The sequence below is a fragment of the Marinomonas sp. 15G6-16 genome (genome assembly GCF_055809555.1).
The window spans coordinates 91,492-118,062 of sequence record NZ_CM147916.1 but is presented as its reverse complement, the minus strand read 5'-3'; the positions used below and the strand labels follow the sequence as shown (position 1 = coordinate 118,062).

General features: G+C 40.9%; 24 protein-coding genes and 1 pseudogene. 9 read left to right on the top strand and 16 right to left on the bottom strand.

What is annotated here, in order from left to right:
- The first annotated feature begins 152 nt into the window (after positions 1 to 152).
- Complete coding sequence (locus tag AC0L46_RS00595) at positions 153 to 737, top strand: alpha/beta family hydrolase (protein ID WP_473504983.1); 585 nt, start codon at positions 153 to 155, stop codon at positions 735 to 737.
- 50 nt (positions 738 to 787) lie between these two features.
- Entirely contained in the window at positions 788 to 1,021 is a 234-nt protein-coding gene (gene tusA, locus AC0L46_RS00590) for a sulfurtransferase TusA (protein ID WP_473504981.1), read from the top strand.
- Positions 1,022 to 1,347: 326 nt separating this feature from the next.
- Here tusA and AC0L46_RS00585 read toward each other — a convergent pair whose 3' ends face one another.
- The gene (locus AC0L46_RS00585) at positions 1,348 to 1,941 is read right to left on the bottom strand and encodes a CBS domain-containing protein (protein ID WP_414682804.1); all 594 of its coding nucleotides are present in this window, start codon (positions 1,939 to 1,941) and stop codon (positions 1,348 to 1,350) included.
- 549 nt (positions 1,942 to 2,490) lie between these two features.
- Positions 2,491 to 2,910 carry a MaoC family dehydratase gene (locus tag AC0L46_RS00580; protein WP_414682802.1) on the bottom strand — a complete coding sequence of 140 codons (420 nt, stop codon included), beginning with the start codon at positions 2,908 to 2,910 and terminating at the stop codon, positions 2,491 to 2,493.
- A gap of 67 nt (positions 2,911 to 2,977) precedes the next feature.
- On the opposite strand from AC0L46_RS00580, the gene AC0L46_RS00575 reads away from it, so the two are divergent.
- The 7 genes and pseudogenes from AC0L46_RS00575 to yjjG all read left to right on the top strand — a co-directional run bounded on the left by AC0L46_RS00575 (position 2,978) and on the right by yjjG (position 9,072).
- Complete coding sequence (locus AC0L46_RS00575) at positions 2,978 to 3,622, top strand: HAD-IIIA family hydrolase (protein ID WP_473504978.1); 645 nt, start codon at positions 2,978 to 2,980, stop codon at positions 3,620 to 3,622.
- A gap of 260 nt (positions 3,623 to 3,882) precedes the next feature.
- On the top strand, positions 3,883 to 4,665 hold the full coding sequence (gene sppA / locus AC0L46_RS00570; protein WP_473504976.1) for a signal peptide peptidase SppA: 783 nt from the start codon (positions 3,883 to 3,885) through the stop codon (positions 4,663 to 4,665).
- A 196-nt stretch (positions 4,666 to 4,861) separates the two neighbouring features.
- Positions 4,862 to 5,641 (top strand): hypothetical protein, encoded by a 780-nt coding sequence (locus AC0L46_RS00565; RefSeq protein ID WP_473504974.1) that lies wholly within the window; start codon positions 4,862 to 4,864, stop codon positions 5,639 to 5,641.
- A 65-nt stretch (positions 5,642 to 5,706) separates the two neighbouring features.
- Positions 5,707 to 6,620, top strand: a pseudogene (gene prmB, locus AC0L46_RS00560) (50S ribosomal protein L3 N(5)-glutamine methyltransferase).
- 3 nt (positions 6,621 to 6,623) lie between these two features.
- The gene (gene aroC, locus AC0L46_RS00555) at positions 6,624 to 7,724 is read left to right on the top strand and encodes a chorismate synthase (RefSeq protein ID WP_414682797.1); all 1,101 of its coding nucleotides are present in this window, start codon (positions 6,624 to 6,626) and stop codon (positions 7,722 to 7,724) included.
- An 86-nt stretch (positions 7,725 to 7,810) separates the two neighbouring features.
- On the top strand, positions 7,811 to 8,359 hold the full coding sequence (gene yjjX, locus AC0L46_RS00550) for an inosine/xanthosine triphosphatase (protein ID WP_473504972.1): 549 nt from the start codon (positions 7,811 to 7,813) through the stop codon (positions 8,357 to 8,359).
- Between the two features lie 32 nt (positions 8,360 to 8,391).
- Positions 8,392 to 9,072: a pyrimidine 5'-nucleotidase gene (yjjG, locus tag AC0L46_RS00545; protein ID WP_473504970.1), complete on the top strand. Its 681-nt coding sequence runs from the start codon at positions 8,392 to 8,394 to the stop codon at positions 9,070 to 9,072.
- A gap of 195 nt (positions 9,073 to 9,267) precedes the next feature.
- Here yjjG and AC0L46_RS00540 read toward each other — a convergent pair whose 3' ends face one another.
- From AC0L46_RS00540 to mltG, 14 genes are all read right to left on the bottom strand, one after another.
- Positions 9,268 to 10,833, bottom strand: a complete 1,566-nt coding sequence (locus AC0L46_RS00540) for a sensor domain-containing diguanylate cyclase (protein WP_473504968.1) — start codon at positions 10,831 to 10,833, stop codon at positions 9,268 to 9,270.
- Positions 10,834 to 10,913: 80 nt separating this feature from the next.
- Positions 10,914 to 12,059, bottom strand: a complete 1,146-nt coding sequence (locus AC0L46_RS00535) for an MFS transporter (protein ID WP_473504966.1) — start codon at positions 12,057 to 12,059, stop codon at positions 10,914 to 10,916.
- A gap of 210 nt (positions 12,060 to 12,269) precedes the next feature.
- Positions 12,270 to 13,559: an NAD(P)/FAD-dependent oxidoreductase gene (locus AC0L46_RS00530; RefSeq protein ID WP_473504964.1), complete on the bottom strand. Its 1,290-nt coding sequence runs from the start codon at positions 13,557 to 13,559 to the stop codon at positions 12,270 to 12,272.
- Between the two features lie 90 nt (positions 13,560 to 13,649).
- Positions 13,650 to 14,099, bottom strand: a complete 450-nt coding sequence (locus AC0L46_RS00525; protein WP_317004020.1) for a YaiI/YqxD family protein — start codon at positions 14,097 to 14,099, stop codon at positions 13,650 to 13,652.
- A gap of 186 nt (positions 14,100 to 14,285) precedes the next feature.
- Positions 14,286 to 15,935: an electron transfer flavoprotein-ubiquinone oxidoreductase gene (locus tag AC0L46_RS00520; protein ID WP_473504962.1), complete on the bottom strand. Its 1,650-nt coding sequence runs from the start codon at positions 15,933 to 15,935 to the stop codon at positions 14,286 to 14,288.
- A 50-nt stretch (positions 15,936 to 15,985) separates the two neighbouring features.
- On the bottom strand, positions 15,986 to 17,746 hold the full coding sequence (locus AC0L46_RS00515) for an acyl-CoA dehydrogenase (RefSeq protein ID WP_473504960.1): 1,761 nt from the start codon (positions 17,744 to 17,746) through the stop codon (positions 15,986 to 15,988).
- A 157-nt stretch (positions 17,747 to 17,903) separates the two neighbouring features.
- Positions 17,904 to 18,965 (bottom strand): AraC family transcriptional regulator, encoded by a 1,062-nt coding sequence (locus tag AC0L46_RS00510; RefSeq protein WP_414682789.1) that lies wholly within the window; start codon positions 18,963 to 18,965, stop codon positions 17,904 to 17,906.
- Between the two features lie 107 nt (positions 18,966 to 19,072).
- A complete protein-coding gene (locus AC0L46_RS00505) occupies positions 19,073 to 19,438 on the bottom strand; it encodes a hypothetical protein (protein ID WP_473504957.1) in 366 nt (121 codons plus the stop codon).
- Positions 19,439 to 19,499: 61 nt separating this feature from the next.
- Entirely contained in the window at positions 19,500 to 19,931 is a 432-nt protein-coding gene (locus tag AC0L46_RS00500; protein ID WP_414682787.1) for a cytochrome b562, read from the bottom strand.
- Positions 19,932 to 20,498: 567 nt separating this feature from the next.
- Positions 20,499 to 22,937, bottom strand: coding sequence for a Lon protease family protein (locus AC0L46_RS00495; protein ID WP_473504955.1), 2,439 nt, complete (start codon positions 22,935 to 22,937; stop codon positions 20,499 to 20,501).
- A gap of 192 nt (positions 22,938 to 23,129) precedes the next feature.
- Positions 23,130 to 23,936 (bottom strand): TatD family hydrolase, encoded by an 807-nt coding sequence (locus AC0L46_RS00490; RefSeq protein WP_473504953.1) that lies wholly within the window; start codon positions 23,934 to 23,936, stop codon positions 23,130 to 23,132.
- A 7-nt stretch (positions 23,937 to 23,943) separates the two neighbouring features.
- Entirely contained in the window at positions 23,944 to 24,882 is a 939-nt protein-coding gene (gene holB / locus AC0L46_RS00485) for a DNA polymerase III subunit delta' (protein ID WP_473504951.1), read from the bottom strand.
- Positions 24,879 to 25,520, bottom strand: a complete 642-nt coding sequence (gene tmk, locus AC0L46_RS00480) for a dTMP kinase (RefSeq protein WP_473504949.1) — start codon at positions 25,518 to 25,520, stop codon at positions 24,879 to 24,881. Before tmk ends, holB begins: the two co-directional genes overlap by 4 nt.
- Positions 25,521 to 25,531: 11 nt before the next feature.
- The gene (gene mltG, locus AC0L46_RS00475; protein ID WP_473504947.1) at positions 25,532 to 26,563 is read right to left on the bottom strand and encodes an endolytic transglycosylase MltG; all 1,032 of its coding nucleotides are present in this window, start codon (positions 26,561 to 26,563) and stop codon (positions 25,532 to 25,534) included.
- Positions 26,564 to 26,571 lie beyond the last annotated feature (8 nt).

Below are 26,571 nucleotides of genomic sequence, written 5' to 3'. Positions count from 1 at the left end.
TAATAGCAGTTTACTCCTATGGTCTGGGGCTTTTTCTGACACAGGTCAAGATATGCCATCTCTGTAAAAATAAAATCAGTCTCTAAATAAGATTGGATAAGGCCTCAAGCGCTCTTATAATCACGATAACTTAATTTTTAGTGCATAAATTCATGAAAAATATACCTTTATATCTCGCTCATGGTGCTGGTGCGGGCCACAGCAATACCTTCTTAAATGATCTAGGTAACGCGATTTCAGCCAAAATGAATCAGCCCATTATCCCCGTCACTTTTTCTTATATGCAGGAAGTGGAAAGCACGGGAAAGAAAAGGCCGCCGCCACCTTTTAAGCGCCTTATTCCAGAATTCTCCGACTGTATAAAAAATGAAGTTGCTTGTGTTGTTGCTGGGAAATCAATGGGAGGACGTGTTGCTGCACAGTTGTCGAAAGAGCCTATGGTAAAGGCGGTTGTTTGCTTTGGTTTTCCTTTTTATCCAGCTGGTAAGCCTGAAAAACACAGACTTTCTTTCCTTGAGAATATGGAAGTTCCTTGCTTGATTATCCAAGGAACACGAGATCAACTTGGTTCTTATGATTGGGTTAAGCAGCAATCACTGCCTGAAAATGTCAACATTGTTTGGATTGAAGGTGCTGACCATGATTTTAAAGTGCTAAAGAAATACAATAAAACAGCCACTGAAACCATTTCGAATATGGCTGATATTACACAAACTTGGCTTATCGATATTCTGTAAGCCGTTTTACATTTAACCTATTTGAAGAAGATCGATAAAAGAGGATTTATATGGAATACCAAGCAGTGTTTGATGCAACAGGCTTACTTTGTCCAGAGCCAGTAATGATGTTGCATGTTGAAATGCGAAAAATAGGTGCGAAAGATGTACTTAAAGTAATTGCTACTGATCCATCAACAACACGCGATATCCCAAAGTTTTGCCAGTTTCTAGGCCATACGCTGGTCAATCAAGAGCAAGAAGGTGACACCTTTTTCTACTGGATAGAAAAGAAGCAGAGCTAAAAAAATGCCTTCATATTTTTATATGAAGGCATTTAAAGGGCAAAAACCACGTTTAAATGTTAAGGAAGGTACGAACAAGTCCACTGGCTTCAGCGTGTGGATAAACCTTTATTATTCGAGGCAAGTTTCGCAGTCCAATATGAACATATTGGCAAGAAGCTTAACAAAGAATAAAAAGTGTTTAGCTCACGCCCTTCGGGTCTTTCAGAGAAACACCCTCTCTGCGTTAAGAGTGATTGAAAGGTATTAACATTCCTACTCACTCTTGCCTTGATAGACCGTTTCTCTGATAAGACTGAAGTTTAGAAGACTTATTCGCACCTTCCTTAAGCAACTTTAAGTCTTTTTGCTTGAAACTTTTGCCCTAGAATCGCACTGTGGTATGTGTGCTCGAAGCTAGAAAAAGCAACATCAACGTCTAATCTCAACTGACGTACAATGTCATTAGATGAAATCAGACCACGAATTGTCTTTGTGTTTTCATCAATAACCAGCAAGTGCTGAAGAGGGTTTTCTCTTTGGCTGTACAAAAGAGACTCTATGTCTGAATTTTTTAGGGATGAATAAGACAACGCAAGTAGCTCTTCTTTTGGTCTCATTAAGTCAGCAACCATAAGCTCAGATCGTTTATAGCCTTCAGCAACCATTTTAATGAGAGCGTCTTCAGACAAGTCTTCTAAACTAATAATACCAACAAAGTGGTTGTCTTCATCAACAACGATTTTCATGCGGACATGTTCTTTCTTCATTAGTTTTACAAGTACATCTGCACGAGTATTTGCTTCAATCACCCTTGGGCCGGCTTTATCAAAGTCTGTAAATACAGATAGTGCGGATGAGTAAATAGTAATATTCTCGATTACTGCAGGCCAAGTAAGGTCGTTAACGCTTTTTGTAGAAACATAAGTAAGTGTTTTCATAGTAAAACCCCATTAAAAAAATAAATGAATGTGAAATATGGGTGAGTTATATCAATGAAAACGGGGGAGCCCTTGGACTAATATTACTATTAATGCTTTCTTTGTTGGGAAAGTAATAGTAAGAGGAGAGTGTACTAGTAAGTTCGAAAAAACGTTTTCTAATACTAAAAGATGAAGCTATAAAATTATTGTCAGAGTCTAACTCTTGATCTGGCGCAATGACTTCATTAAAACGCTGCTCTACACTAGGTTCTAACCATCGCAACTGGCTTACTTCCTGAGCATTCGCACGCTGAGATATCGTCAATAAAGACGATAAAATCACGGCAATGATCATTAGAAGTTGAGCAGTCATAGTTATGGCAAACCTTTATATGTTAAGTAGAAAACTACTTCATTTAATATATGCCTGCCGCTTTTTAAATCCTAGTTATTTTTTATAAATGACCTTTCTTTCCACTTTTAATGTTAAAACTCAACGCTTTCTTATTGCTATAAAAAGAAAAAAGAGCCCAAAAAGGCTCTTTTAATGCATATATCTATATCTTGTTAAGCAGCTGGAAGCATGATCGTTGCTTCACCTGTAACAACAACTTTACCTTCGCATTCACAAACTGTTTTAAGAGTAGCACGGCGTCGACGCTCATTGATGTCTGTTACTGTAACGGTAGTGACAACTTCTTGGCCGACAAAAACAGGCGAGCGAAATTTCAGTGTTTGCTCAAGATAAATACAGCCTGGCCCAGGTAGTTTTGTGCCAATAGCGGCAGAAATAAAACCAGCCGTTAACATGCCATGAGCAATGGGCTGCCCAAATGATGTTGTTGCCGCATACTCAGCATCCAAGTGAACAGGGTTAGTGTCGCCCGTTACATCTGCAAAAGCTTGTACATCAGCCTGAGTGACAATTTTGCGGTACTCAACACTTTGGTCAATGGAAAGTTGTTCTAATGTGTATCCAGAAGTCATTACCTATCCTTATATTGCAATTTAACGCTATGGTACACTTTCGCCACATTATTCTTAAGAGGTATCTATGGTTAAGTTGGTGATTTTTGATTGGGACGGTACCTTATATGATTCTATCGACACAATTTGTCAAAGTATGCTGCACGCAGCGCAATTAGCTGGCGCACCAGATCGCAATAAAGAAGACGTTAAAAACATCATTGGTTTATCACTTGATAAAGCGGTTCAGGTTATTTGGCCTGAATTGCCCATTGTTGAGCGCAATACAATTATCGAGCATTACAAGCAAACTTATGTGGCAAAAGACCAAACTCCGCCCAATGCGTATGAAGGTGTTATTGACACCTTGAACAAACTCCAAAACGCCAATATTAAGTTAGCCGTTGCGACGGGAAAAAGCCGTCGAGGCTTAGAGAGAGTAATGGGACTTACAGGAACCAAGGATTATTTCATCGCTACTCGATGCGCAGATGAGACGCAATCAAAGCCACATCCTCTAATGCTAGAAGAATTGTTGGCAGAACTTAAGTTAACGCCAGATCAAGCAATCATGGTTGGAGATACAGAATACGACCTGAACATGGCAACAAATGCTGGGATGAAAAGCGTAGGAGTCACTTATGGCGCTCATGAAACAGTTCGTTTGCAAGCTTGTCGGCCACATGCGCTAATTAGCAACTTTGATGAACTATTAGATATTTTAGGATTATAGAAAATGGCTTGGACGGAAGACGAAGATCAAAAAAAATCTCACGAGCAAGATATAGATAGCGCTCAAAAAAAGAAGCTGAAAAACCTAAAGAGGCAGTAGAGGCTACTGAAAACCTGGCCGATCCAAATAAAGAAATTTGGTCTCTACTTGAAAAAACCTTAAGCGAAAACATTGTTGAAAAACGAAGAGCGAGACGTTGGAAAATATTTTTTCGATTATTCGCTTTGGCCATTACGATCACGGTGATATCCACGTGGATTATGCGGTCTAACCTACCGGAAGTTGGATTTGAAGGGGATGTCGTTGCTGTTATTCCCATGCGCGGTGTGATCGGAGCGGATTCAGATATTGAGTCGTATGAATTTGTAGGTTTGATTGATAGTGCGTATCGCAATCCGCAATTAACTGCCGTGGTTATTGAGATGAACAGCCCTGGCGGCAGCCCTGTACATTCCGGCATCATTTATGATGCTATTCAAGAGAAAAAGGAAAACTATCCGGACACGCCTATCATTGTCGTTGTTGAAGATATGGCTGCGTCAGGAGGTTATTACATTGCGGCGGCCGCCACTGAAATCTATGCAAATAAAGCCAGCCTTGTGGGTTCTATTGGGGTAATTTCTTCTGGTTTTGATGCGAGTGGCTTGCTTGAAAAAATAGGTGTTGAGCGTCGTACTTTTACTGCTGGTAGAAACAAAGCTTTCCTTGATCCTTTTGTACCAATGACAGAGGAAGCAAAGGATAAATGGCAAGCCGTGTTAGATGAAACCCATCAACAGTTCATTGATGCGGTCAAAGAAGGTCGCGGTGATAGATTAACCATCACAGACGATGTGTTTAGTGGAATGGTGTTTACTGGCCAGCAAGCGGTCAAAATTGGTCTTATTGATGGTCTAGCAAGTGTGCAGAATTTATTAAAGCAGCGCTTCCCAAATGCCAAACCTGTTGTGTATGCACCTAAGCAAGAATCTTGGAAAGAGCTTGCGAAAGAATTGGGCGTTGAAATGGCGACCAAAATAATCAACACAAGCAGCATTCAATAAATTCTAGCTGTAATCATAAAAGCTCCTTCGGGAGCTTTTTTATTGCCTGTTGCTACCCAATGCCTAGTACCAGGTTTGTCAGTTTAATTTGTTAGAGAAAAAGACAAGCAGAGGGCGAACGTCAGTAAGTTTCCATTAAAAGATATATTTGATAAAATAATTATCTTATTTATTTTAATTAAATTTAGGCAATTCCATGGCCCGAAAAGCGAACATTTCGAATGAAGAAATCCACCAAGCATGCTGGGAGCTTCTTGAAAGAAACAGTTTCCCAAATATTCCAAGGGTCGCAGACTTCTTCTTAAGCAAAGACGGTCGACGCTGTTCCAATACAACTCTCATGAAGGCGATTGCTGAATGGGAAGGCATGTACAAAGAGCAGCAAGAACATGAGTTTAAAGATTTAGATGCATTGCTATTGCCAGCCTTTAAGAACTTATCAAGAAATATAACCAAGAGTTTTAGAATACTTCTCGATGAAAAAGCCGCAGATCTTGAAAAACATCAAATACAAAAACAAAATGCTACAGAAGGTGGTTATTTATCGTTATCTAGCGCCTTGGTTGAGCTTCAGCAAGCGCATGAAGAAATTGAAGAACGGCTCGCTAGTGCAGAACGAAAAGTCCTTGAACTAGAACAGCAAGCTTTATTACTCGAACAAAAAAACCAAACTCTAGTGGCTCAAAATCAAGTACTAACAAAGCAACTTGAACAAGAAAGAGAGGAGAGCACTGAGCTTCGACTTAACTTGTCACAAAGAGAAGTAGATCTAGCCAAACTGGACAATAAATTGACCCAAGCACTGGAAGAGAAACAGCACGCATTCAACGAAATTGCTCGCTTAAAAGAAGAATCTAATAAGCAGGAAGAACAAAATTGGGCGCAAATCACGAACACATTAAAAAGCTTATCTTCGTCTGTTCAGGCTCTTCAAAGCCAAGCAGAGGAACACAAAGATAGAGGCACACAAAGATAGAGGCACAGAGAAATAGTCGCTATAATGCGCCCTTTATATTTAGCGCATTCTTATTAAGAGAGAACATGAGCAAAAATCAATCAGCCATTCGTGATTTATCAACAATCAAAGACTTTATCCGGTGGACATTCAGCCGTTTTCAGAATGCCAACTTATTTTACGGGCACGGTACAGACAACGCTTGGGATGAAGCGGTTCAGCTTGTCATGGGAACCCTAAAACTACCGTTAGACTTTGATCGCGATATGCTAGATTGCGCACTCACTATTGATGAAAAAAACGCATCTTAAAATGCGTGCATACTCGCATAACAAAACGAGAGCCATTGCCTTATATATTAGGTGAAGCCTGGTTTATGGGACTGCCATTTAAAGTCACCAAAGACACATTAATTCCTCGCTCTCCTATTATGGCGTTATTAGAAAGTGAGTTCTCTCCATGGTTAAAACAGTACCCATTCAATATTTTGGATATGTGTACCGGTTCTGGTTGCTTAGGAATTGCTGCCGCACTCACGTTCGAGGATGCTCAAGTCGACATTACAGACATCAGTGAACAAGCCTTGATTGTTGCTAATGACAATATAGTGCGCCATCAGGTGGAAGACAGAGTGAGCGCGATTCATTCTGATATGTTTACAGGTTTGCCAGATAAGCAATACGATCTAATTATTTGTAACCCTCCTTATGTTGATGCAGATGATTTCGCCAGTGCGCCAGAAGAGTTTCATAACGAACCTGAATTGGCGTTAACATCAGGACATGACGGACTGGATTTTACTCATAAATTTTTATCTCAAGTGGCGAATTATCTGCAAGATGACGGTATATTAGTATACGAAGTAGGAAATACAGAAAACGCATTACAAGAAGCCTACCCGGATACACCATTTATGTGGGTAGAATTAGAGCAGGGTGGAAATGGCGTTTTCATTCTAACAAAAGAAGAATTAAGCAAACTATTACAAGAGCAAAAATAACTTATGTCAGGCAATACATTCGGAACTCTTTTTAAAGTTACCACCTTTGGTGAAAGTCACGGTCTAGCATTGGGAGCCATTATTGATGGCTGCCCTCCAGGCATTGAAATTTCAGAAGCGGATCTACAAAAAGACTTAGACCTTCGTAAGCCAGGTACGTCCAAACACACAACTCAACGTCGTGAGCCTGACGAGGTTAAAATTCTTTCTGGTGTTTTTGAAGGCAAAACCACAGGGACACCAATCGGTCTGTTAATTGAAAACACAGATCAGCGCTCAAAAGATTATGGCAACATTGCAGATACTTTCCGCCCAGCTCATGCCGATTACACTTACGACCAGAAATATGGTTTTCGTGATTATCGTGGCGGCGGCCGTTCTTCAGCAAGAGAAACCGCAATGCGAGTCGCAGCGGGTGCTATCGCTAAGAAATATTTAAAACAACAATTTGGTATTGAAATTCAAGGGTTTCTGTCTCAGCTTGGTCCCATCAAACTGGAAGTGAAAGACCTCAGCCAAGTTTATAACAATAGCTTCTTTAGCCCAGATCCAGATGCGGTACCAGCCTTAGAAGAATACATGACCAATTTACGTCGCCAACAAGATTCCGTTGGTGCAAAAATTACTGTAATTGCAAAAAACATCATGCCTGGATTGGGCGAACCAGTTTTTGATCGTTTAGATGCGGATATTGCGAAAGCCATGATGAGCATCAATGCGGTTAAAGGTGTCGAAATTGGTGATGGCTTTGATGTCATTGAACAAAAAGGCAGCGAACATCGTGACGAAATGACGCCAGAAGGCTTTTTAAGTAACCATGCAGGTGGCATTTTGGGTGGTATTTCATCAGGCCAAGATATTATTGTGAACATGGCTCTCAAGCCAACCTCAAGCATTACGATTCCTGGCAAAAGCATTAATCGCAATGGCGAGCAAATCGAAGTAGTTACAAAGGGTCGCCACGATCCTTGTGTTGGGATTCGCGCAACGCCTATTGCTGAAGCAATGCTGGCCATTACCTTGATTGATCACTTAATGCGACACAGAGCACAAAACGCAGATGTCATTTGCTCAACGCCTATTATTAAAGGCCAAGTTGATTAAACATATCATGCTTGAAAACAAAGCCGCATCTATTTGGATGCGGCTTTTTTATTCATTAAACAAATCGTTTTAAAAAGGCTTTGATAATGACGGACACCATCCATATTGTTGTGGGCTCACAAAATCCCGTTAAAATAAACGCAGCCAAACAGGCGTTCAGCGCTGTTTTTAAAGACTCAATCATTGAGTGCTTGGGCCAAGCTGCGCCATCCGGTGTGCCTGAGCAACCTTTAACTGAAGCGGAAACACGATTAGGCGCACAGAATCGTGCAACGTTTTGCCATAGCAATCACGCCGTAGAATCTAAGCGTATTTTCTTTGTGGCAATGGAAGGTGGCGTGGATAAATTTGAGGAGGGCGCGGCAACCTTCGCTTATGTGGCTATCGTAGACTCAAGCGGTAAACTCTTTACAGGCCGTTCCGCAAACCTTCCTCTCCCACAGAGTATTTACCAGCGCCTGCAAAGTGGTGAAGAGTTGGGCCCCATAATGGATGAGTTATTTAATACCTCAAATATTCGACAAAAAATGGGGGCCATTGGCTTGCTCACGAACAATGCCGCAACAAGAGAAAGTATTTACACCCAAGCTCTTATTCTGGCTTTAGCGCCTATCTTACACCCAACACACTTTTAACTGATTCAACACATGATAAAGAGATAATTAATATGCCGTATCAATGGGTTCTATTTGACGCCGACGAGACATTATTTCATTTTGATAATTTCTCCGGTCTACAAGCCATGTTTTTGAAGTACGACATCAGATTCACTCAAGCCGATTTCGAAAGCTACCAAAGCATAAATAAGCCATTGTGGGTGAAATACCAAAATCAAGAAATCACAGCCGACCAGCTTCAAACACAACGCTTTGAGCATTGGAGTCAAAAGCTTGGCGTGAGCGCAAACACACTCAATAATGAATTTTTGGACTCTATGGCTGAGATCTGCGAACCACTAGAAGGTGCATTAGAACTTGTCCAATATTTAGACAGTCAGAAGATTAAAATGGGGATTATCACTAATGGTTTTGCGAAGTTACAGCAAATACGCTTAGAGCGAACCCATTTTAAACCGTATTTCTCATTGTTGGTTATTTCTGAATTAGTCGGCGTTGCCAAACCTCACAGAGATATTTTCCAGTACGCTCATGAGAAAATGGGATTGCCAGTTAAATCCAATGTGCTCATGGTTGGCGATACATTAGAGTCCGACATCCTAGGGGGAAATAACTTTGGCTTTGATACTTGCTGGTTGAACACTCATAACAAAGAACAGGATGAAAAAATCCAACCAAATCTAGAAGTAAGCTGTTTAGGCGATTTGTTGGTGCATTTTAAAAGCCTATAAACAGTTAAGAAACTTGAGCGAGCAAGAGTTGAATGTATTGACCTCTTACTTCCGATAAATGTTATTATCGGAAATAGTATAATAAGAGTTAATAGCCTTTTATGGGCAAACTTCTATTTAAAATCTAGGATAAATTAACCAAAGGTATCTTAATAAATAACGACGCCCTTGGTTCTATGATGAAATGTTTACAGACTATTCTGCAATAACTGAACGGTTGCGACCTTCCCGTTTTGCTTTGTACAGCGCTTCATCGGCCGATGAAAGTGTTTTTTCAATAGATACTGATTCTGTTGTCCAAGAGCCCACACCAATCGACACTGTGATATGCCCAATGTTTTCAAATGCTTTATCAGCAATCGTTATGCGTAAACGCTCCGCATAAGAAAAAGCATCTTTTATTGGGCAGTCTTTTAGAACCAATATAAATTCTTCGCCACCAGTTCTGGCAACCATATCGCCATCTCTGCAAGCAGATTTCATGATTTGAACCATTTCTTTCAAAACGTCATCGCCAGCTTTATGACCATAATTGTCGTTAATTTTTTTAAAATAATCGATGTCTACAGCCAGTATGGAAAATGGCGTATCCAATATCGCCAACTGTTCAAGCTTTAATTGAAATGCTCGGCGATTACTTGCATCAGTTAATGGGTCCGTTTTTACATCATGCTGTAATTGACCTATTTGTGAATTAAGTAATTTCATTCCACTTAAAATGGCTTTTTTAAGGCTCAAACTCTCAACATACCAAGAGTTTATTTTTTCAATATCGCTACCCGCTGACGGACTATCAAGTTGCTTTGTTTTATCTGCCAATTGTTGGAGTGGTCTTGAGATTGCTCTAGCAAATACCCAAATGAAAAGAAAAACAGCCAAAGCCATTGGCAAAGTACGCATCAGTACTTTTTTCATAATACCTGTAAGCGGGAGTAATGTTGACTCAATGGGGCTTTGAGTAATGATAGTCCAGCCAGAGCTTGGGATTTTTGCATACCCAGCTAGCATCGTCTGCCCTTGAGAATTTTGAAGCAACAAACCACCCTCTTCACTATTTAAGATGTCATCCATCTCTGGATAGCTCGTAGCATACGTTCCAATTAATGCTTTATTTGGGTGATAAAGAAATTTCTTATTTGAGTCGACAACATAAACATAAGAGCCATTTCGATAGTAATGCTGACCTAATATTTTGCTAAGTAGATTATCTGTCTTAAGGTAAATAGTTCCTGCTACATAGCCTAAGTAATTTTGCCCCGAGTCAAAAATTGGCTCAGACAAAACGACTAATAAATTATCAGATTGAGACACGAAAGGATCGCTGATCGAAGAGGCCTGTGCCTGTAACGTTTTTAATGTTTGTACTGATTTCAGTTGCTTCCCTAATAGGTTTAGCGTTTCTGGGGAAACTGAAAGTACAACCCCTTGATTGTTTACAATCACAACAGAGTCAAAAGTATCCGTTTGATTTCTTAGTAAATGCGCATTTTCAGTAAGGCGTTCACTGTTTGTGATATAAGCTGCAGATCTATTGGCAATATAGGTCAGCTGTTGTTGGGAAGAATTGATGAAAAGCTCTGTAGTATCAGACAGTTTTTTTGCATATGCCGTATTTACATTCATAGTCTGCTGAATGAGTTGCTCTTTTTGAACTTGATAATTCGAATAAAGGCTGTTTATGAAGGTAATTACAGTGGCGGTTAAAGCCGTAAAAAGTATTAACCTATTGAGCTTTAAGAAATTTCGTTTTAACGCAGTCACATGAATACCTATACAACTTAAAATGTATCATGATGGTTTAACTTAACCATGACGTAGATGAAAAGAGAATACTTTCAACCTTAGCTAACTTTCCTATTAATGAAAACCATTAGTAAAGCGAAAAAGGATAATAAAGCGGCGAACATCGGCAACCATTCATAACCAAAGCCAATACTAATGACTAAGCCACCTACCGCAGCACCAACAGCATTACCTAAGTTAAACGCACCTATATTAATAGATGACGCTAGTCCTGGGGCCTTTTCTGCTATCTTCATTACTTGCATTTGTAATGGTGGCCCACTTCCAAAAATTACCGTTCCCCATAATAAAGTGGTAATCCCTGCTCCGATTACCGACGTAGCCGAAAAACGGAACATCAGCAGTACAAGGACTTGTAGCCCAAGAAAAACAAATAAAGCCATATCTGGGGACTTATCCGTAATTTTGCCGCTTATGTAATTACCCAATGTGAAACCGATTCCTGTCAGCATCAACATTGATGCAACAGCATTATCTGAAGCCTGAGCCAAAGTCTGCATAATGGGTGTGATGTAGGTATATAGAGTGAACATTGAGCTTGCACACATTACTGTTGTCGCAAACGCTCTTAATGCAGCCGGTTGCATAATGGCATTTAACTCACTTCTCACATTCACTTTTTCGGCTGGAGGCATGGCAGGCAAACTGCGGCTAATACCAAATATCGCAACTAAACCTAAAACCGCTGTGACAGCAAAAGCCACACGCCAATCAAATGTTTGACCTAACCACGTGGTAATAGGAACGCCCACAATGTTGGCAATGGTTAATCCCAAAAAGATAGATGCAACTGCAGAGCCTTTTTTGTGATATGGCGCTAAATTCATAGCAACAACCGCGCCAATACCAAAAAAAGCACCATGAGCAAGACTGGTAATGACTCTTGAGAACAGCAGCGTTTCATAATTGATCGCTAAAGCAGACAAAACATTACCCAGTACGAAAACAGACATAAGCGCCAGCAATGCCGTTTTGTGACTGTATCTACTTAAAAACAAAGTCACTAAAGGCGCACCAAACATGACACCGATTGCATAAGCACTGATTAATAAACCTGCAGTTGGAATCGACGCGCCAACACCATCAGCAATAACAGGAAGTAAGCCCATTGGCATAAACTCGGTTGTACCGATACCAAAAGTACCAAGGGCAATGGCGAATACTCCCCACTGATAAGCAAGCATAATTACTCCGATATAATAAAAAAGGAAAAAACATTTTGTATGAGGCTTTAAGTCATGGAATCACAAGTAAACTTCGACCTAATTTTGATGGCGGTATATTACAGCAGTTGAGAATGAATTACTTCTAAAAGGCCGCTAAAGCAGATGAAAACGAGAAAGCCAAAAAAAGCCGAGATAGAAGTCTCGGCTTTTAATCAGTTAGCAAAAAGATTAATGCAATTTCAATTTCGGCTTAACGACTTTCCCTATCTTCTGTGCTGCCATAATGACCGTTGCTTTGAACCAACCATGAATAGCGATTAGATGGAGTCGATACAGGGATACATAAACAAAACGGGCAATACGCCCTTCAATAAACATAGAGCCTCCCATCAAATTCCCCATTAAGTTTCCTACCGTGCTATAACGGCTCAAGTTAACCAATGAGCCATAATCTTTGTAAGTGTATTCTTTTAAAGGCTCACTCAAGAAAGAGGCTTTGATGTTATCAAAAACCAAAGACGCCATTTGGTGAGCGGATTGCGCGCGAGGTGGAACAAAAGAACCATCTGCTTGTTTGCATGCACAGCAATCACCAATGACATATAAATTGTCAAACGTCGTTGATTGCAGAGTGCCTTTAACAAGTATTTGGTTGGTTCTCGTTGTCTCTAAACCTTCTATATTGGCAACAAAGTCCGGTGCTTTTACACCTGCGGCCCAAATCATTAAATCCGCATCAATCGTTTTCTCATCAGCTGTTTGAAAACCACCATCGTAAGCTCGTACAACTCGAGTGTCTTGGCTGACAGTTACGCCCAATCGTTTCAATTCTTTAGTGGCCAAGAAAGCAATGCGCTCAGGCAAAGCAGGCAGAATACGAGGACCTGCCTCAATTAGTTGAACATGAACGCGTTTCCCTGACATTTCTGGCATGCCATAGGCTTTTAACATATCCGCCACATGAAAAAGTTCGGCTGACAATTCCACACCGGTTGCGCCACCGCCAACAATCGCAAGCTTTAATTTTGCATCAGAGCCTTCTTGATGAACTCGCAAGAACTGATTCAACAAAGCTTGCTGAAAACGCTCGGCTTGTTTGTGAGAGTCTAAGAAATAGCAATGATCAACCACACCTGGCGTGCCAAAATCATTACTGACACTGCCAACTGCCATAATTAAAATGTCATAACTGATCGTACGTTCAGGTAAAACAATATGCCCCATATCATCTGACAAAGAATCCAGTGTTAAGGTTCTTGCTTCTGGGTCTACACCCATCAAATTACCGAGTTGAAACTGATAATGATGTTTAGCAGCATGAGCTCGGTAGTTGAGTCCGTCGTTATTGATGTCTAAAGAACCTGTCGCTACTTCATGCAATAATGGCTTCCAAATGTGTGTTTGGCTTCTATCAATCAACACCACTTCTGCTTGGCGTTTTTTACCGTATGCATGTCCTAGCTTGGTTACTAACTCCAAGCCACCTGCACCGCCGCCTACCACTACGATTTTTTTCATATGAACTCACCTAATAAACGTTGAATAATCTGGAAAATATTCATAGAACACTTTCCAGATAGGTCTACGTCAAAAATGGAAAACTAAAACCTACTTTATTCTTTGTGCTAATAGTTTATCTAATGTATTGGCAAATGCCATTCGATCTTGTTGACTGAAAGATGAAGGCCCACCCATTTGCACGCCCGACGAACGCATCTGCTCCATGAAATCTCGCATTCCAAGACGCTGCTTAATATTTTCTTTGGTATAAAGCTCACCACGAGGGTTAATGGCTAAAGCGCCCTTTTCTATGACATCAGAAGCCAAAGGAATATCAGCAGTAACTACCAAATCAGTAGAATCAATATTATCAACAATATAGTCGTCTGCCACATCAAACCCTGAGCTTACAACTCTACGTTCAATCCATTTAGAAGGCGGAATGGAAATCGCTTGGTTAGCGACAAGAATACATTGAATTTGCGTACGTTCGGCTGCGCGAAAAAGAATGGTTTTTATCACATTTGGACAGGCGTCAGCATCAACCCATAAGCGCATAGTGTTCCCCTTTTTGGTAGGGCATCATTATTAATCAGGCTAATTCTGAAATCCAGTGATGAATGTGAACAAACAGGTCACATGCTCGTGACCTGTTTGCTTTAGATACTATTTTGAGTCATTCCTATCCATCTTTAGCTTCTAAGATGCATCGCTAAAACTCAAGAACAAACACAAACACCTTTATTACATATTTGGATAGTTTGGCCCACCAGAACCTTCCGGTGTTACCCAAGTAATATTTTGAGCTGGGTCTTTAATGTCGCAGGTTTTGCAGTGAATGCAGTTCTGAGAGTTAATCTGAAAAATTGATTCACCTTCCGACTGAACAACTTCATAAACCCCTGCCGGGCAATACCGTTGAGCAGGCTCATTAAATTTCACCAAGTTACTTTGAATAGGAATGTTTGCATCCTTTAATTGCAAGTGACAAGGCTGATCTTCTTCATGGTTTGTATTGGATAAAAACACAGAAGACAATTTATCAAAGCTTAACAAGCCATCTGGCTTTTTATACTCTGGCGCCTTATGTGTTTCAGTCGACTCCATACAAGCATAATCAGGTTCCATATCATTAAAGGTGAAAGGTAAGCGACCAGAGAAAAGGTTTTGGTCTAGCCAGTTGTAGGCTCCGCCCCAGAAAGTCCCTAATTTATGCATCACAGGGACAAAGTTACGCGCTTGTTCTAGTTCTTCACCTAACCAAGAATTGCGTAATACTTCATCAAAATGAGCCAATTCTGCTGGTGGTGTTTCTTTTTGCAAGGCTTCGAAAACAGTTTCTGCGGCTAACATACCGCTTTTCATGGCTGTGTGCGTTCCTTTGATTTTCGCTGGGTTTAACGTCCCCGCATCACAACCAATAATTAAACCACCAGGGAAACTCATTTTAGGCAAAGATGACCAACCACCTTTGGCAATCGCACGAGCGCCATAAGAGACACGCTTCGCGCCCTTCAAATGCTGTGAAATGAGTGGATGATGCTTGTAACGTTGAAACTCGTCATACGGGCTGATGTGTGGGTTTTTGTAGTTCAAATCAACAATCAAGCCAACAACCACTTGGTTATTTTCTAGATGATATAAAAAGCCACCACCGCCAGCTTCTTTGCCTAATGGCCAACCAGCCGTATGAATCACAGTGCCAGGTTTGCTTTCAGACTCAGGCACATCCCAAAGCTCTTTGATTCCAAGCCCATAATGCTGTGGCGCTTTATTCTTATCCAATTCAAAGCGAACAATCAGCTCTTTGCCTAGATGGCCTCGACAGCCCTCTGAAAAAATAGTGTATTTTGCTTTTAATAACATACCGGGCATAAAGCCGTCTTTTTGTGAACCGTCTTCTGCAAGTCCCATATCACCAGTAATAATGCCTTCAACATTGCCTTCCTCATCATAAGCGAGGTGAGCCGCAGAAAAACCGGGGAAGACTTCAACACCTAACTCTTCAGCCTGTTCAGCTAACCAACGGGAAAGGTTTCCAAGACTAATAATGTAATTCCCATCGTTATGTAATGTTTTCGGAATCATCCAATTGCTTAACTGCTTAGAGTCAGACTCTGAGTTTAACCAATGCAACTCATCAATATTAACCGCTGTATGCAAAGGCGCTCCCATTGCTTCCCAATCAGGGAATAACTCAGCAAGGGCTTTTTTATCAACTACAGCGCCAGATAAGATGTGAGCTCCAATCTCTGAGCCTTTCTCAACAAGACAAACACTAATTTCTTTCTCTTCGGCTTTTGCTCTTTGCATAATTCGACAAGCTGCCGACAACCCAGCTGGGCCGCCACCAACGATCACAACATCAAATTCCATTACTTCTCTGTCTGTCATACTGCCTCCTAAAAAAACGGCATTATTATTTTTATAATGTGTTGTGCTATTTATCTGTTGAAACTGTTTTCATCTAAGTCATCTATAGATGACTGACCACGCTCAATGGAATCAAAGTATGCACCAGCTCTAGGTAAAATATGATCACAGTAAAATGAAACAGAATGCTCCCAAGACTTTTTCTGAGTGTCATCTAATTGGCTTCCTTCCTGTTTACTAAGCTGTACAGCACGTAGTTGCAACCAAGCACCAATTAAATATCCCATTAACATCATGTAAGAGTAAGCCAAGCCTGTACCTAACACTGGATTCTTTTGCATAGAGGATAAGCAATATTCAGTGGCACGTTTTGCTTGATGCAGTACCGCTTTAACTTTATCTGCATGAACACTGGTTGACTCTTTTAACTCTGCTTCTATTTCTTCAAGCAAAGACGCCATGGCCTTACCTTTGTCTGAATACAGTTTTCTTCCAATCAGATCGATCGCCTGTATACCATTGGTTCCTTCATAAATAGGCAGAATTCGGGCATCACGAGCATGCTGTGCAACGCCTGTTTCTTCAATAAATCCCATGCCACCATGAACTTGAATGGCTAAGGATGTAATTTCTTGAGCTTGCTCAGTGATCCAGCCTTTTACGATTGGAGTGTACAAAGCCGTTCTTTCAATAGAATCTTGCTTCTGCTCACCTGTCGCAAAATGCGATAAATCGTTTTCGACTGCAGCAACATAAATTAATGAACGCATCGCATCAATTTGTGACTTCATTGTCATTAACATACGAAGAACATCAGGATGTTCAATGATCGCTGCTTTTCCTGACTTATCTGCTTTCATGCCTTGCTTACGCTCTTTCGCATAAGACAATGCTTGCTGATAAGCGCGCTCTGCAATTGCCAAACCTTGTAAGCCGACACCTTGGCGCGCATTATTCATCATGGTAAACATGGCTTTAATGCCTTCGTTCTCTTGACCAACAAGGTAACCAACAGCACCCTCTTTTTCTCCGAAGCTCATAACACAAGTTGGCGATGCATGAATCCCCATTTTATGCTCAACGGAAACCACTTGAACGTCGTTTCGTTGAGCAGGTTCACCGTTGTTATCCAAGATAAATTTAGGAACAATAAAAAGGGAAATGCCTTTTACGCCTTCAGGGGCATTGGGTAATCTTGCCAAAACCAAATGGATGATATTGTCGCTCATTTGATGATCACCCCAAGTGATGAATATCTTTTGACCTTTTATGCGATACACATCACCATCCGGAATCGCTTTACTCGCAATTACCGCCAAATCCGAACCGGCAGCAGGCTCTGTAAGGTTCATGGTTCCAGCCCATTCACCTGCTAACATTTTAGGTAAGTATTGATTTTTTAATTCATCGTTAGCATGGAGGCTGATTGCTTCAATCGCCCCCAAGCTCAATAAAGGGCAAAGCGAGAAAGCAAGGTTAGCTGCTTGAACACCTTCATTAACCGCTGTAGCAATGCAAGAAGGAAGCCCTTGTCCGCCATATTGAGGATCGCCAGAAAGACCAATCCAACCACCTTCGGAATATGCTTTAAAGGCCTCTTTAAAACCTTTAGCTTCGTAGACTTCGCCAGATTCAACGCGTGAACCTTCTTGGTCTCCGCTACGATTAATAGGTGCAATTACCTGTTCAGCAAGTTTCCCTGCTTCACCTAATATGGCTTCCAAAAGGTCTGTATCAATCGCGTCTTCTAAATAAGGAGTGAGTCGCTGAATGTTAGCCACTGAAGACAAGCTAAATAAAATGTCATTTGTAGGGTATAGGTATTCGCTCATTTTTTATTCTCCGGTTAATTATCCGAGCGGATGTATACCTATAGAATGAAAAAATAAAGCGTATCTCTCAATAACAATTCAGGCCTATATTTCTGACAAAAACATTCAAGGCCTGATTATTGATGATTAAAAATGTGAGGAGGTTAACGCTTCAAAGCTATGACTGCTTTATGGATTTGCCAAACTTCAAATACTCTTCGCTTTTACGGTATTCACCTGGCGTCATCCCCGTCCACTTTTTAAAAGAACGGAAAAATGCACTTGGCTCATCAAACCCCATTAAAGCAGCAATATCATTAATACTGAGCCTAGGTGCGTTCATATAAGTAATCGCAGCCTCTTTACGGCACTCGTCTTTGATATGCTGATAAGACGTATCCTCATCATTTAAGCGGCGACGTAAGGTTGATACGCTCATATTCAGAGCACTGGCGACTTCATCAGCACTGGGCATTTCTCTTGAGAAGTCTTTCCCTAACATGGCCATCACTTGTGATTTAAGACTGTTGTCATTTTCAACCATGACCATCAATTGATAAGGCGCTGTTTTTAAAAAGCCCCTTAAACTGTCTTCGGTTTGCACAATGGGCATATCTAAATAACTTGCAGGGAAAACCAACGCGTTGGCATGTTGGTTAAACTTCACTTCTGACTGAAACAGGGTTTTGTAATATTCCACATCGTCTGGTCTTTCACTGGTGAAGTAGGCAGCCTTAAGGCTTAAGCGACGACCAATAAGCCAACAGATAAAGTGATGCCACATAGAAAGCGTGGTTCGAATCTGTTCTTTTGATTCTGCTGTAACTAAAGAATTTACGTCTCCCACTGATGCATCAATCGGAGCAAACGTCACCAGAGCAAATCGCCCTTTTTTGATCAATACGGGCTTAACGGTTGGACCTCGGCAGATTTCATAAAAGTCACTGCAACGATATAAGGCATGGGAAAGGCTCTTAGCGTGAATAATGCAAAGGCACATCATTCTAAATGTACCGTTTGGCACCTTACCGCCACTTAGCATGCCAAAGGACTCATCTTGCATTAGCCACATGATTTTTTGGTAAAGCATGCCATATCGATAGGCTGAAAATGAATCGTTTTGCTCTATTTCATCTTGTGTTATTTCCAAGCTATCAAGCACAGCTTGGCGATCTAAGCCTTGATCTTCAACAGCCTTAAGCAGATAACGAACACTCGACATAGGAACAGATGCTTTCACAGTCACTACCTTATATAACGTAATCGATTAATCTTTAATAACAGGTACTTTTTAACATAAAAAAAGGCCACATACATATGCAGCCTTTTCGATAATCTATTATTTACTTAGATTTCTTCACTGAAAGCAGATAATAATTCATTAACAGACAACTCTTCAGTATCAGGGTTGATGCCGTTTGACAGCTTCATTGCTTCAGCTTCTTTCTTTGCCTTCTCTTCTTGTTCATCCACTGGTTTTACAAAAACAAATCGACGTGGACGAACTGCAGGAGCCGCTTCTTCTTTTGCAGGAAGCAAGCCTAGTCTTTCAAGCTTTTTATGAGCTTGCTCTTTGCGTTCTTTCGCTTTTTTGGTTGCGAAACGACGGGTGGCAGAAGCTTTTCGAGCTTTATTCTGCTCCTTCATCATCTCTTTTGAGCCAGTTTTACCAAGTTTTCCGCGCATACTGCGCGATTTTTTAACACGAGCCATATTATCCTCTCTTTATCGCGCGCATTGTAGCAGTGAATTTAAGCTAGGTCATCTAGCAGCGTTAGCAATCTTCTTTAAAGGCCCGATGACCTATGTTTCTTTGTTCGCCAATTCGGCCAAATAACCTTCTAACTTCCGCTGAATCATTAGAAGCCAAAGCCACTTCCAAGTTATTAAATACTTCAATTGTGTCATCTAACACTTTTTTGTATTCAGCCGTCTTCTCTTCAAGCTCAGCACCTTCAAGGTGATCACTGCTAAATTGATGCGGAATCACATCATGAGACTTTTCAAGGTACCCAACGATATGATCGATTCTACCTGCCGCTTCATCATTGTTTCCTGCTTTCACATCTGAAGACAAGAGTTTCAATTCATCTTTAATGCCAATCATATAGCCATGTAAATCTGTATGACCACATGCACCATGAGCAAAAGCGCTTGATGAGAATGCCAGAGACAAAGTCGCTGCTGCAAAGAAAGCTTTATTCATAGAACACTCCATATAAAAAATACAAATAAGATGGCTTATTTATCTGGAAAAATATTATCTAAAGTAGCACGATATAGAAAATATACACTTTATACTGTCGTTATTAGCTACTTTCCAGCATGAAACTTTTTATGACACCATCAAGATTATTGTGTTTCATGTATCCTTCGACTTTCTTAGGATAAAATAATTCAATGGTTGTTCACAGGAGTTTAGTATTTTAAGTTCTAAATGTATTTTAATTTTCGTAACATGCTTAGGATTTGCTAACTTCGCATTCGCAGAATGCGCTGACTTTGATGCAAAACAGGCGTCAGATAAAAGCGCTCAAAGCTATGTCGGTGGTAAGACGTTTCGAAGTGCACTGATACTGAAAAAGCATTTGCCAAGCAAACGCAAGGAAGTGGCGAGTTATGTATACGTGAAATCCAGTGATTTGTATTACACGGTTTATTCACTAGTAAACTCAGATTGTGAAGCCCAAGTAATCAAGAGAACCAATGGCAAACATTAATGGATACCATTGGTTCTCTGATGGATTTGAATTAGCGAATTAAAACGTAAAGCTTATTTCTTAGATTGTTTTGATTTTGCCTCTGATTCAGAATCGTCTTCTTCAGATTCTTCCTCTTCTTCACCTAGATTGGCAATTTCCTCTAAACGCTCAATCACTTTGGCAGACAAGCTTCCTTCTGGGTATTCACCCTCATCGTTTGCCACACCAGGCTCAATACCAGTCAATAAATGCAATGCTTCATCCGCTGTGGAAATCGCATAAACATGAAACTGCCCTGCTTTCACAGCGTCGATAATTTCATCATTTAACATTAAATTGTTGGCATTTGATTTAGGAATAATAACGCCTTGATTTCCAGTTAGTCCTCGTGCATTACACACATTAAAGAAACCTTCTATTTTTTCATTCACACCACCAATCGCTTGGACTTCACCGTATTGGTTTAATGAACCAGTGATAGCAAGATCTTGGCGTAATGGAACTTGTATCAAGGCTGAAAGCAAACAGCAAAGTTCCGCGGTAGAAGCACTATCACCATCGACGTAACCATAGCTTTGCTCCATCGCGATGGAAGCTGAAATATCTAAAGGAAAACGCTGAGCATATTTATTCCCCAAATAACCGGACAAGATCAAAACACCTTTAGAGTGAATGTTTTGCCCTAGATTCGACTCTCGTTCGATATCTATAATGCCTTTGCCACCTGGATAAACCGTTGTTGAAATACGAGCTGGCGCGCCAAAGCTGCTGTCACCAATCTGCATAACGGTTAAACCATTGATTTTACCAACGGCATAACCATCGCTTTCTAACAAAACCGTGCCTTCAATGATCTCTTCGATGATCTTCTCACTGACTCGACCAGTACGATGCTTTTTGGCTTTCAGAGCACGGCTAATATGAGTCGAGGTGATTTCAGTATCCTTGGCCATTTGACGGACAAAATCTGCCTCGCCTAACAACTCAAAGACATCTCCGATCTTTGCGGCCATTTCTCTTTGGTGCTCAGCTAAACGGCTACTGTATTCAATTAGAGCGGCAACACCATCACGAGTGACATTGGCATACTCTTCTTTATCAACACGGTCTTTCATTAAGCGAGCAAAGGATAATTCAGATTCTTTAGAGCGTTTTAATGTATCATCAAAATCCACTAAAACACGAAACATCTCCTGAAAATCTGGATCTGCATCCTGCAACAAATAATAAATATCGCGCGCACCAATCAAGACCACTTTCACCTGTAACGGCAAGTCTTGTGGTGACAATGTCATGGTATTCATTAAGCCCATATCAGCATATGGATGCTCAATTTTTAATGTTTTACTCTTAAGCGCACGTTTAAGTGCTTCCCATAGATAATGATCTGTTAGAAGCTTCTCAGCGTCCAAAATCAAATAACCGCCATTGGCTGCATGCAAACTTCCAGATCGAATTAAGCGATAACTGGTAATCAGCATACCTTGGTCACTGCTGTGCTCTACTTGGCCAAAAAGGTTTCGATAAGTTGGGTGAGGTTCATAAACAACAGGTTGTCCGCCGTCCGTCTCATGACGCATGGCGATATTCGGTAAATATAAATCTTCATAAAACTGGCGACGACCAATTTCATCACGATTTTCCGACGCTTTATCATCAGCCATCTGATCAATGATCGTTTTGTCTAAATCCGCTCTAAACTCTGTAAGATAAGCAGTGATTTCTGCATCGTCTTTGTATTTTTCAAATAAACCAGAGGTTAACGGGTCTAATGCTTCTTTGACTGTGTCTAAATTAAGCTGACGAATTTGCTCATAAGTCGCACGTTTCCACTGAGGTAGACCTAATAGCTCTTCGTTAAGCAAGCCTTCCAGCGTCGAAACACCTTCTTGGAAAGCATCTCGCTCTTCATCTGTTAAAGCGGCAAACTCATTCTCTTCCAATGCTTTGCCATCTTTCATTGGTGCAAAGCTAACAGAGGAAGCATCACGGAACATGGCCACGCCAATTTTCCCCGATATTCTCTCAACCTTATTAATAGCCGCTTCGTATTGGTCGTTGAACGCTCTATCGATCACACTCTTTTGCTGCTGATACGAAGCGTTTTCAAAAGCGGCTGGAAAAGTCGCCATTAAGCCATCAATCAAAGTGCGAATTTCTTGTTCAAAAACACTGGCCAGGCCAGGCGCAAACTCAATGGCTTTAGGGCGATGGCTTTCCGTAAAATTATTAACGTAAGCCCATTCATTAGGCGCTGGGCGACGCTTTGCTTCACTTTTTAAATAATTGAGCACATAAGAAGAGCGACCCGTTCCTGAGTCGCCCATAGCAAAAATGTTATAACCAGGGCGCTGCATCGCCACACCAAACTGTATTGCTTCTACAGCCCGCTCTTGGCCTAAAATACCGCTTAGCGGTTCAATGTCGTTTAATGTTTTAAAAGGCAAATGGTCATTCGGGACTTTGGCAGAAAGAGCTTGGTATGGAAGAGAGGTAACCATGTTCGACATCAATAAGTTTCCTTTTATTTTAGACAAGCCATAGACAAGACAAAGCGGCCTGCGAAAGGAGGGTTTTCTCCTTTCAATATTATTTAATAAATACAATATGTTGAGACTAACACTCCTATCGCATTTCGCCTACGTTGGAAATGCGATTCCTCAAACATTATTGATTAAGCTATTTAGTTGCGTCCCTACCAATTATGCGTGAATTTTTAATTGATTCTCTGGTAACGCTCTTTTGAAAACACGTTGGAAGTTCTCTGCTGTTGCTTCCAACAAAGCTTCATAACGGATTCCTTTTAAATCCGCGACGTATTGCGCCACTTCTGAAACGTACTTAGGCTCGTTTTTCTTACCACGATAAGGCACTGGAGCCAGATATGGCGAATCGGTTTCAACAATAAGTGAATCCAATGGGAGTTTTCTGACTGTTTCTTTTAGGTCTTCTGCGGTTTTAAAGGTCACTATGCCAGAGATAGAAATAAGGTAGTTTTCATCTAACGCTGCTTTGGCCATATCATAATCTTCAGTGAAACAATGCAAAACCCCAGCAGTATTACGATTGCCATATTGCTTAATTAAATCCAATGTATCCTGTTTTGCGCTGCGCGTATGAACAATCACAGGAAGATCTAATTCTCCCGCCAACTTCAAATGATGCATGAAGCTGACTTTTTGAGCTTCATGGGCCTCTTCAGACGTTTCATAGAAGTAATCAAGACCTGTTTCCCCAATAGCAATCACCTTGCTGTCTTGAGCGTATTTTCTTAGAACCGCATCGTCAGTAATCAAACCTTCTGTTTGTAAAGGGTGCACACCACAGCTTGCATACACCCCATCGCGTTTTGTGAAGCCAAGGATAGTGTCCATTTTTTCTAAGTCGACAGAAATACTTAATAATTGTCTAACGCCTTTCTCGTAAGCAGCATCAATGGCGGCATTAAGGTCGTTGTTATAAGGTGTCAAATCAAGCATATCAAGATGACAGTGGGTGTCGATTAGCATAGTTGTTCTACCATTGATTTAATTCGTGTGTAAGTTGCATTATGGGGTTCAAATTTGTTTTTTGAAGGTCTGACTTCAACTTTTGCAATGCTTGATAGCGCGTCATTAAGCCTTGAATGCCAAGTCTCGCTATCAGTATCGAATAAATTTGAGACAGAGATTCATCAAGCTTCATTCCTGTCGAATGGCAAATGCATTGGTGCACAATGGCCGCCAAGCCATTGCAATAGTCTTCAAAATTTTTACTGTCTAACCCCTTTAGGACATCATTAATTGAAGCGGTGTTTTCAAACATGTTTTGCAGCTGTTCAAGCAAATTACTATAAAGCTTCACCTTTCCTTGGTGTTGAATAGCCAAAAGCCTGTAGGGTTGTGTTGTCAGCCAAAATAACCTGCTGGCCTCTTCACCATCCGCTTGAGACATGAGCCACTGCTTCACTTCTGTCAAACTAGGTGTTGGCACATTAACCAATAAACATCGACTTCTAATCGTCGGTAAAAGGCTCGTAGAGTGAGAGCTGGTCAAAATAAAGTAAGTACCGGCGGAAGGCTCTTCCAATGCTTTTAATACTGCATTCGCCGCGTTGATATTCATGGCCTGGGCATGAGTAATCAATATGACTTTACTCTTTCCAACCTGAGGTTTTTGACTGATTTGAGTGACCAATTGACGAACTTGATCCACTTTGATGCTACCAGCTTCACCGTCTAATATACGAAAGTCAGGGTGTGTATCCGCAGCCATCAACTGACAAGAATGACAATAACCACAAGCATTGCCTTGGTCACTCTCACACATTAAATCTTTTACAATTTCTTGCGCGAGCTGCTCTTGCCCTACACCATCAGCACCCGTAACCAATAAAGCATGAGATAAAGTTTTGGACTTTTTAAGCACTTGCACTTGCTGTAAACAAGGCTTTAACCAATGCGGCAAGTCAGTCATTTATTTTCACCTGACCACATTGTTTGTAATGCAACTAATTGGGTTTCAATTTGCGTCTGTACCGCTTCTAAAGGAAGGCTTGCATCAATGATTTTGACTCGCTCTGGCTCAATTGCCGCACGTTCTAAAAAGCCATCACGAACTTTTTGGTGAAAATCTATAGATTCTTTATCTAAGCGGTCTTGGTGCTTACGTTGCTGAACTCGCTCTTGTCCCTGCTCCACAGAAATATCCAGCAACAATGTGGCATCAGGTTTATTCTCTCCAACCACCCATTCAGATAGTTGATCCAGTACGCTTGTATCACCGCCACGGGCTTTACCTTGATACACATAGCTAGAATCTAAAAAACGATCACTGATAACCCAAATGCCCTTTTCTAAAGCTGGGCAAATTTTTTCTGCCAAATGCTGGGCTCTTGCAGCAAAAACCAATAAGAGTTCAGTCGTGTCATTCACGCTTTCCTCTCGTGGGCTTAAGATAAGCTGACGAATATCTTCTGCCAAAGGCGTACCGCCAGGTTCGCGAGTCATTAAATAGGGAATGTCTTGCGCTTCAAGCCATTCTTTAATGTATTGGATAGCCGTCGTTTTACCGCTGCCTTCTCCACCTTCTAATGAAATAAATTTGCCTCTCATTTGTAACACCTCTATTTCACTGCTTCTGGAGTAGAACGATAGTCTTCACGACGCTTAAACTGATATTTTCTAACGGCACGATTATGCTCTTGAAGTGTATTAGAAAAGGCATGTGTGCCGTCTCCTTTAGCAACAAAGTACAAAGCTTTGGTGGCTTCAGGATTTAATGCTGCTGCAATGGCTTCACGACCCACATTGGCAATCGGCGTTGGCGGTAAACCATAAACGCGATATGTATTATAAGGCGATGAGTCCTGTAAGCCTTTGCGTGTTAAATTGCCCGAAAAAGCATCTCCCAAGCCATAAATTACCGTTGGGTCTGTTTGTAAGCGCATGCCTTTTTCCAAGCGACTGATGAATACTTGAGCAATCAAACTCCGCTCTTCAGGCACACCTGTTTCTTTTTCAATGATTGAAGCCATAATCAAAGCTTCATAAGCATTTTTATAAGGTAAATTTTCTGCTTTTTGCTCCCATAACTCATTGAGTGTTGAACGCAACAAAGCATGAGAGTGTTTCAATATACTGACATCCGTATCACCTTCATGATAACGGTAAGTATTGGCAAAGAACTGTCCTTCTGGATGAGGTACGTCTAAACCAACTTTTTCTGCAATCTCTTCATTTGATAAACCAAGCAGCGTCATTTTAATATTGCCTTTAGCTTTCATGGCGCCAAGAAACTCTTGAGTGTTTTTGCCTTCTAAAAGCGTGATCGAATAGAAAATAGACTTACCAGAATCAAACAGAGCCATAATATCAAGCAGGTTCATTTCAGGTTCAATAGCATATTGCCCAACCTTTGGAGTCCATTCAGGATGCAATTTAGAGACGATACGAGTTAAAAAAGGATACTCAATCAACTCGCTGGCATTCAATTTGTAACCTAATTGATAGAAAGTATCCCCTGCCTTTACTTCAAACGATTTTATGGATGTTTCACCAATAGGAGTGGTTACAGAGGAATAAAAATAGCCCGCTGCGACAGCAGCTAAGGTGACGAGAAGAAAGACAACACGATAAAACCATTTAATGAACTTCATGCCCATCC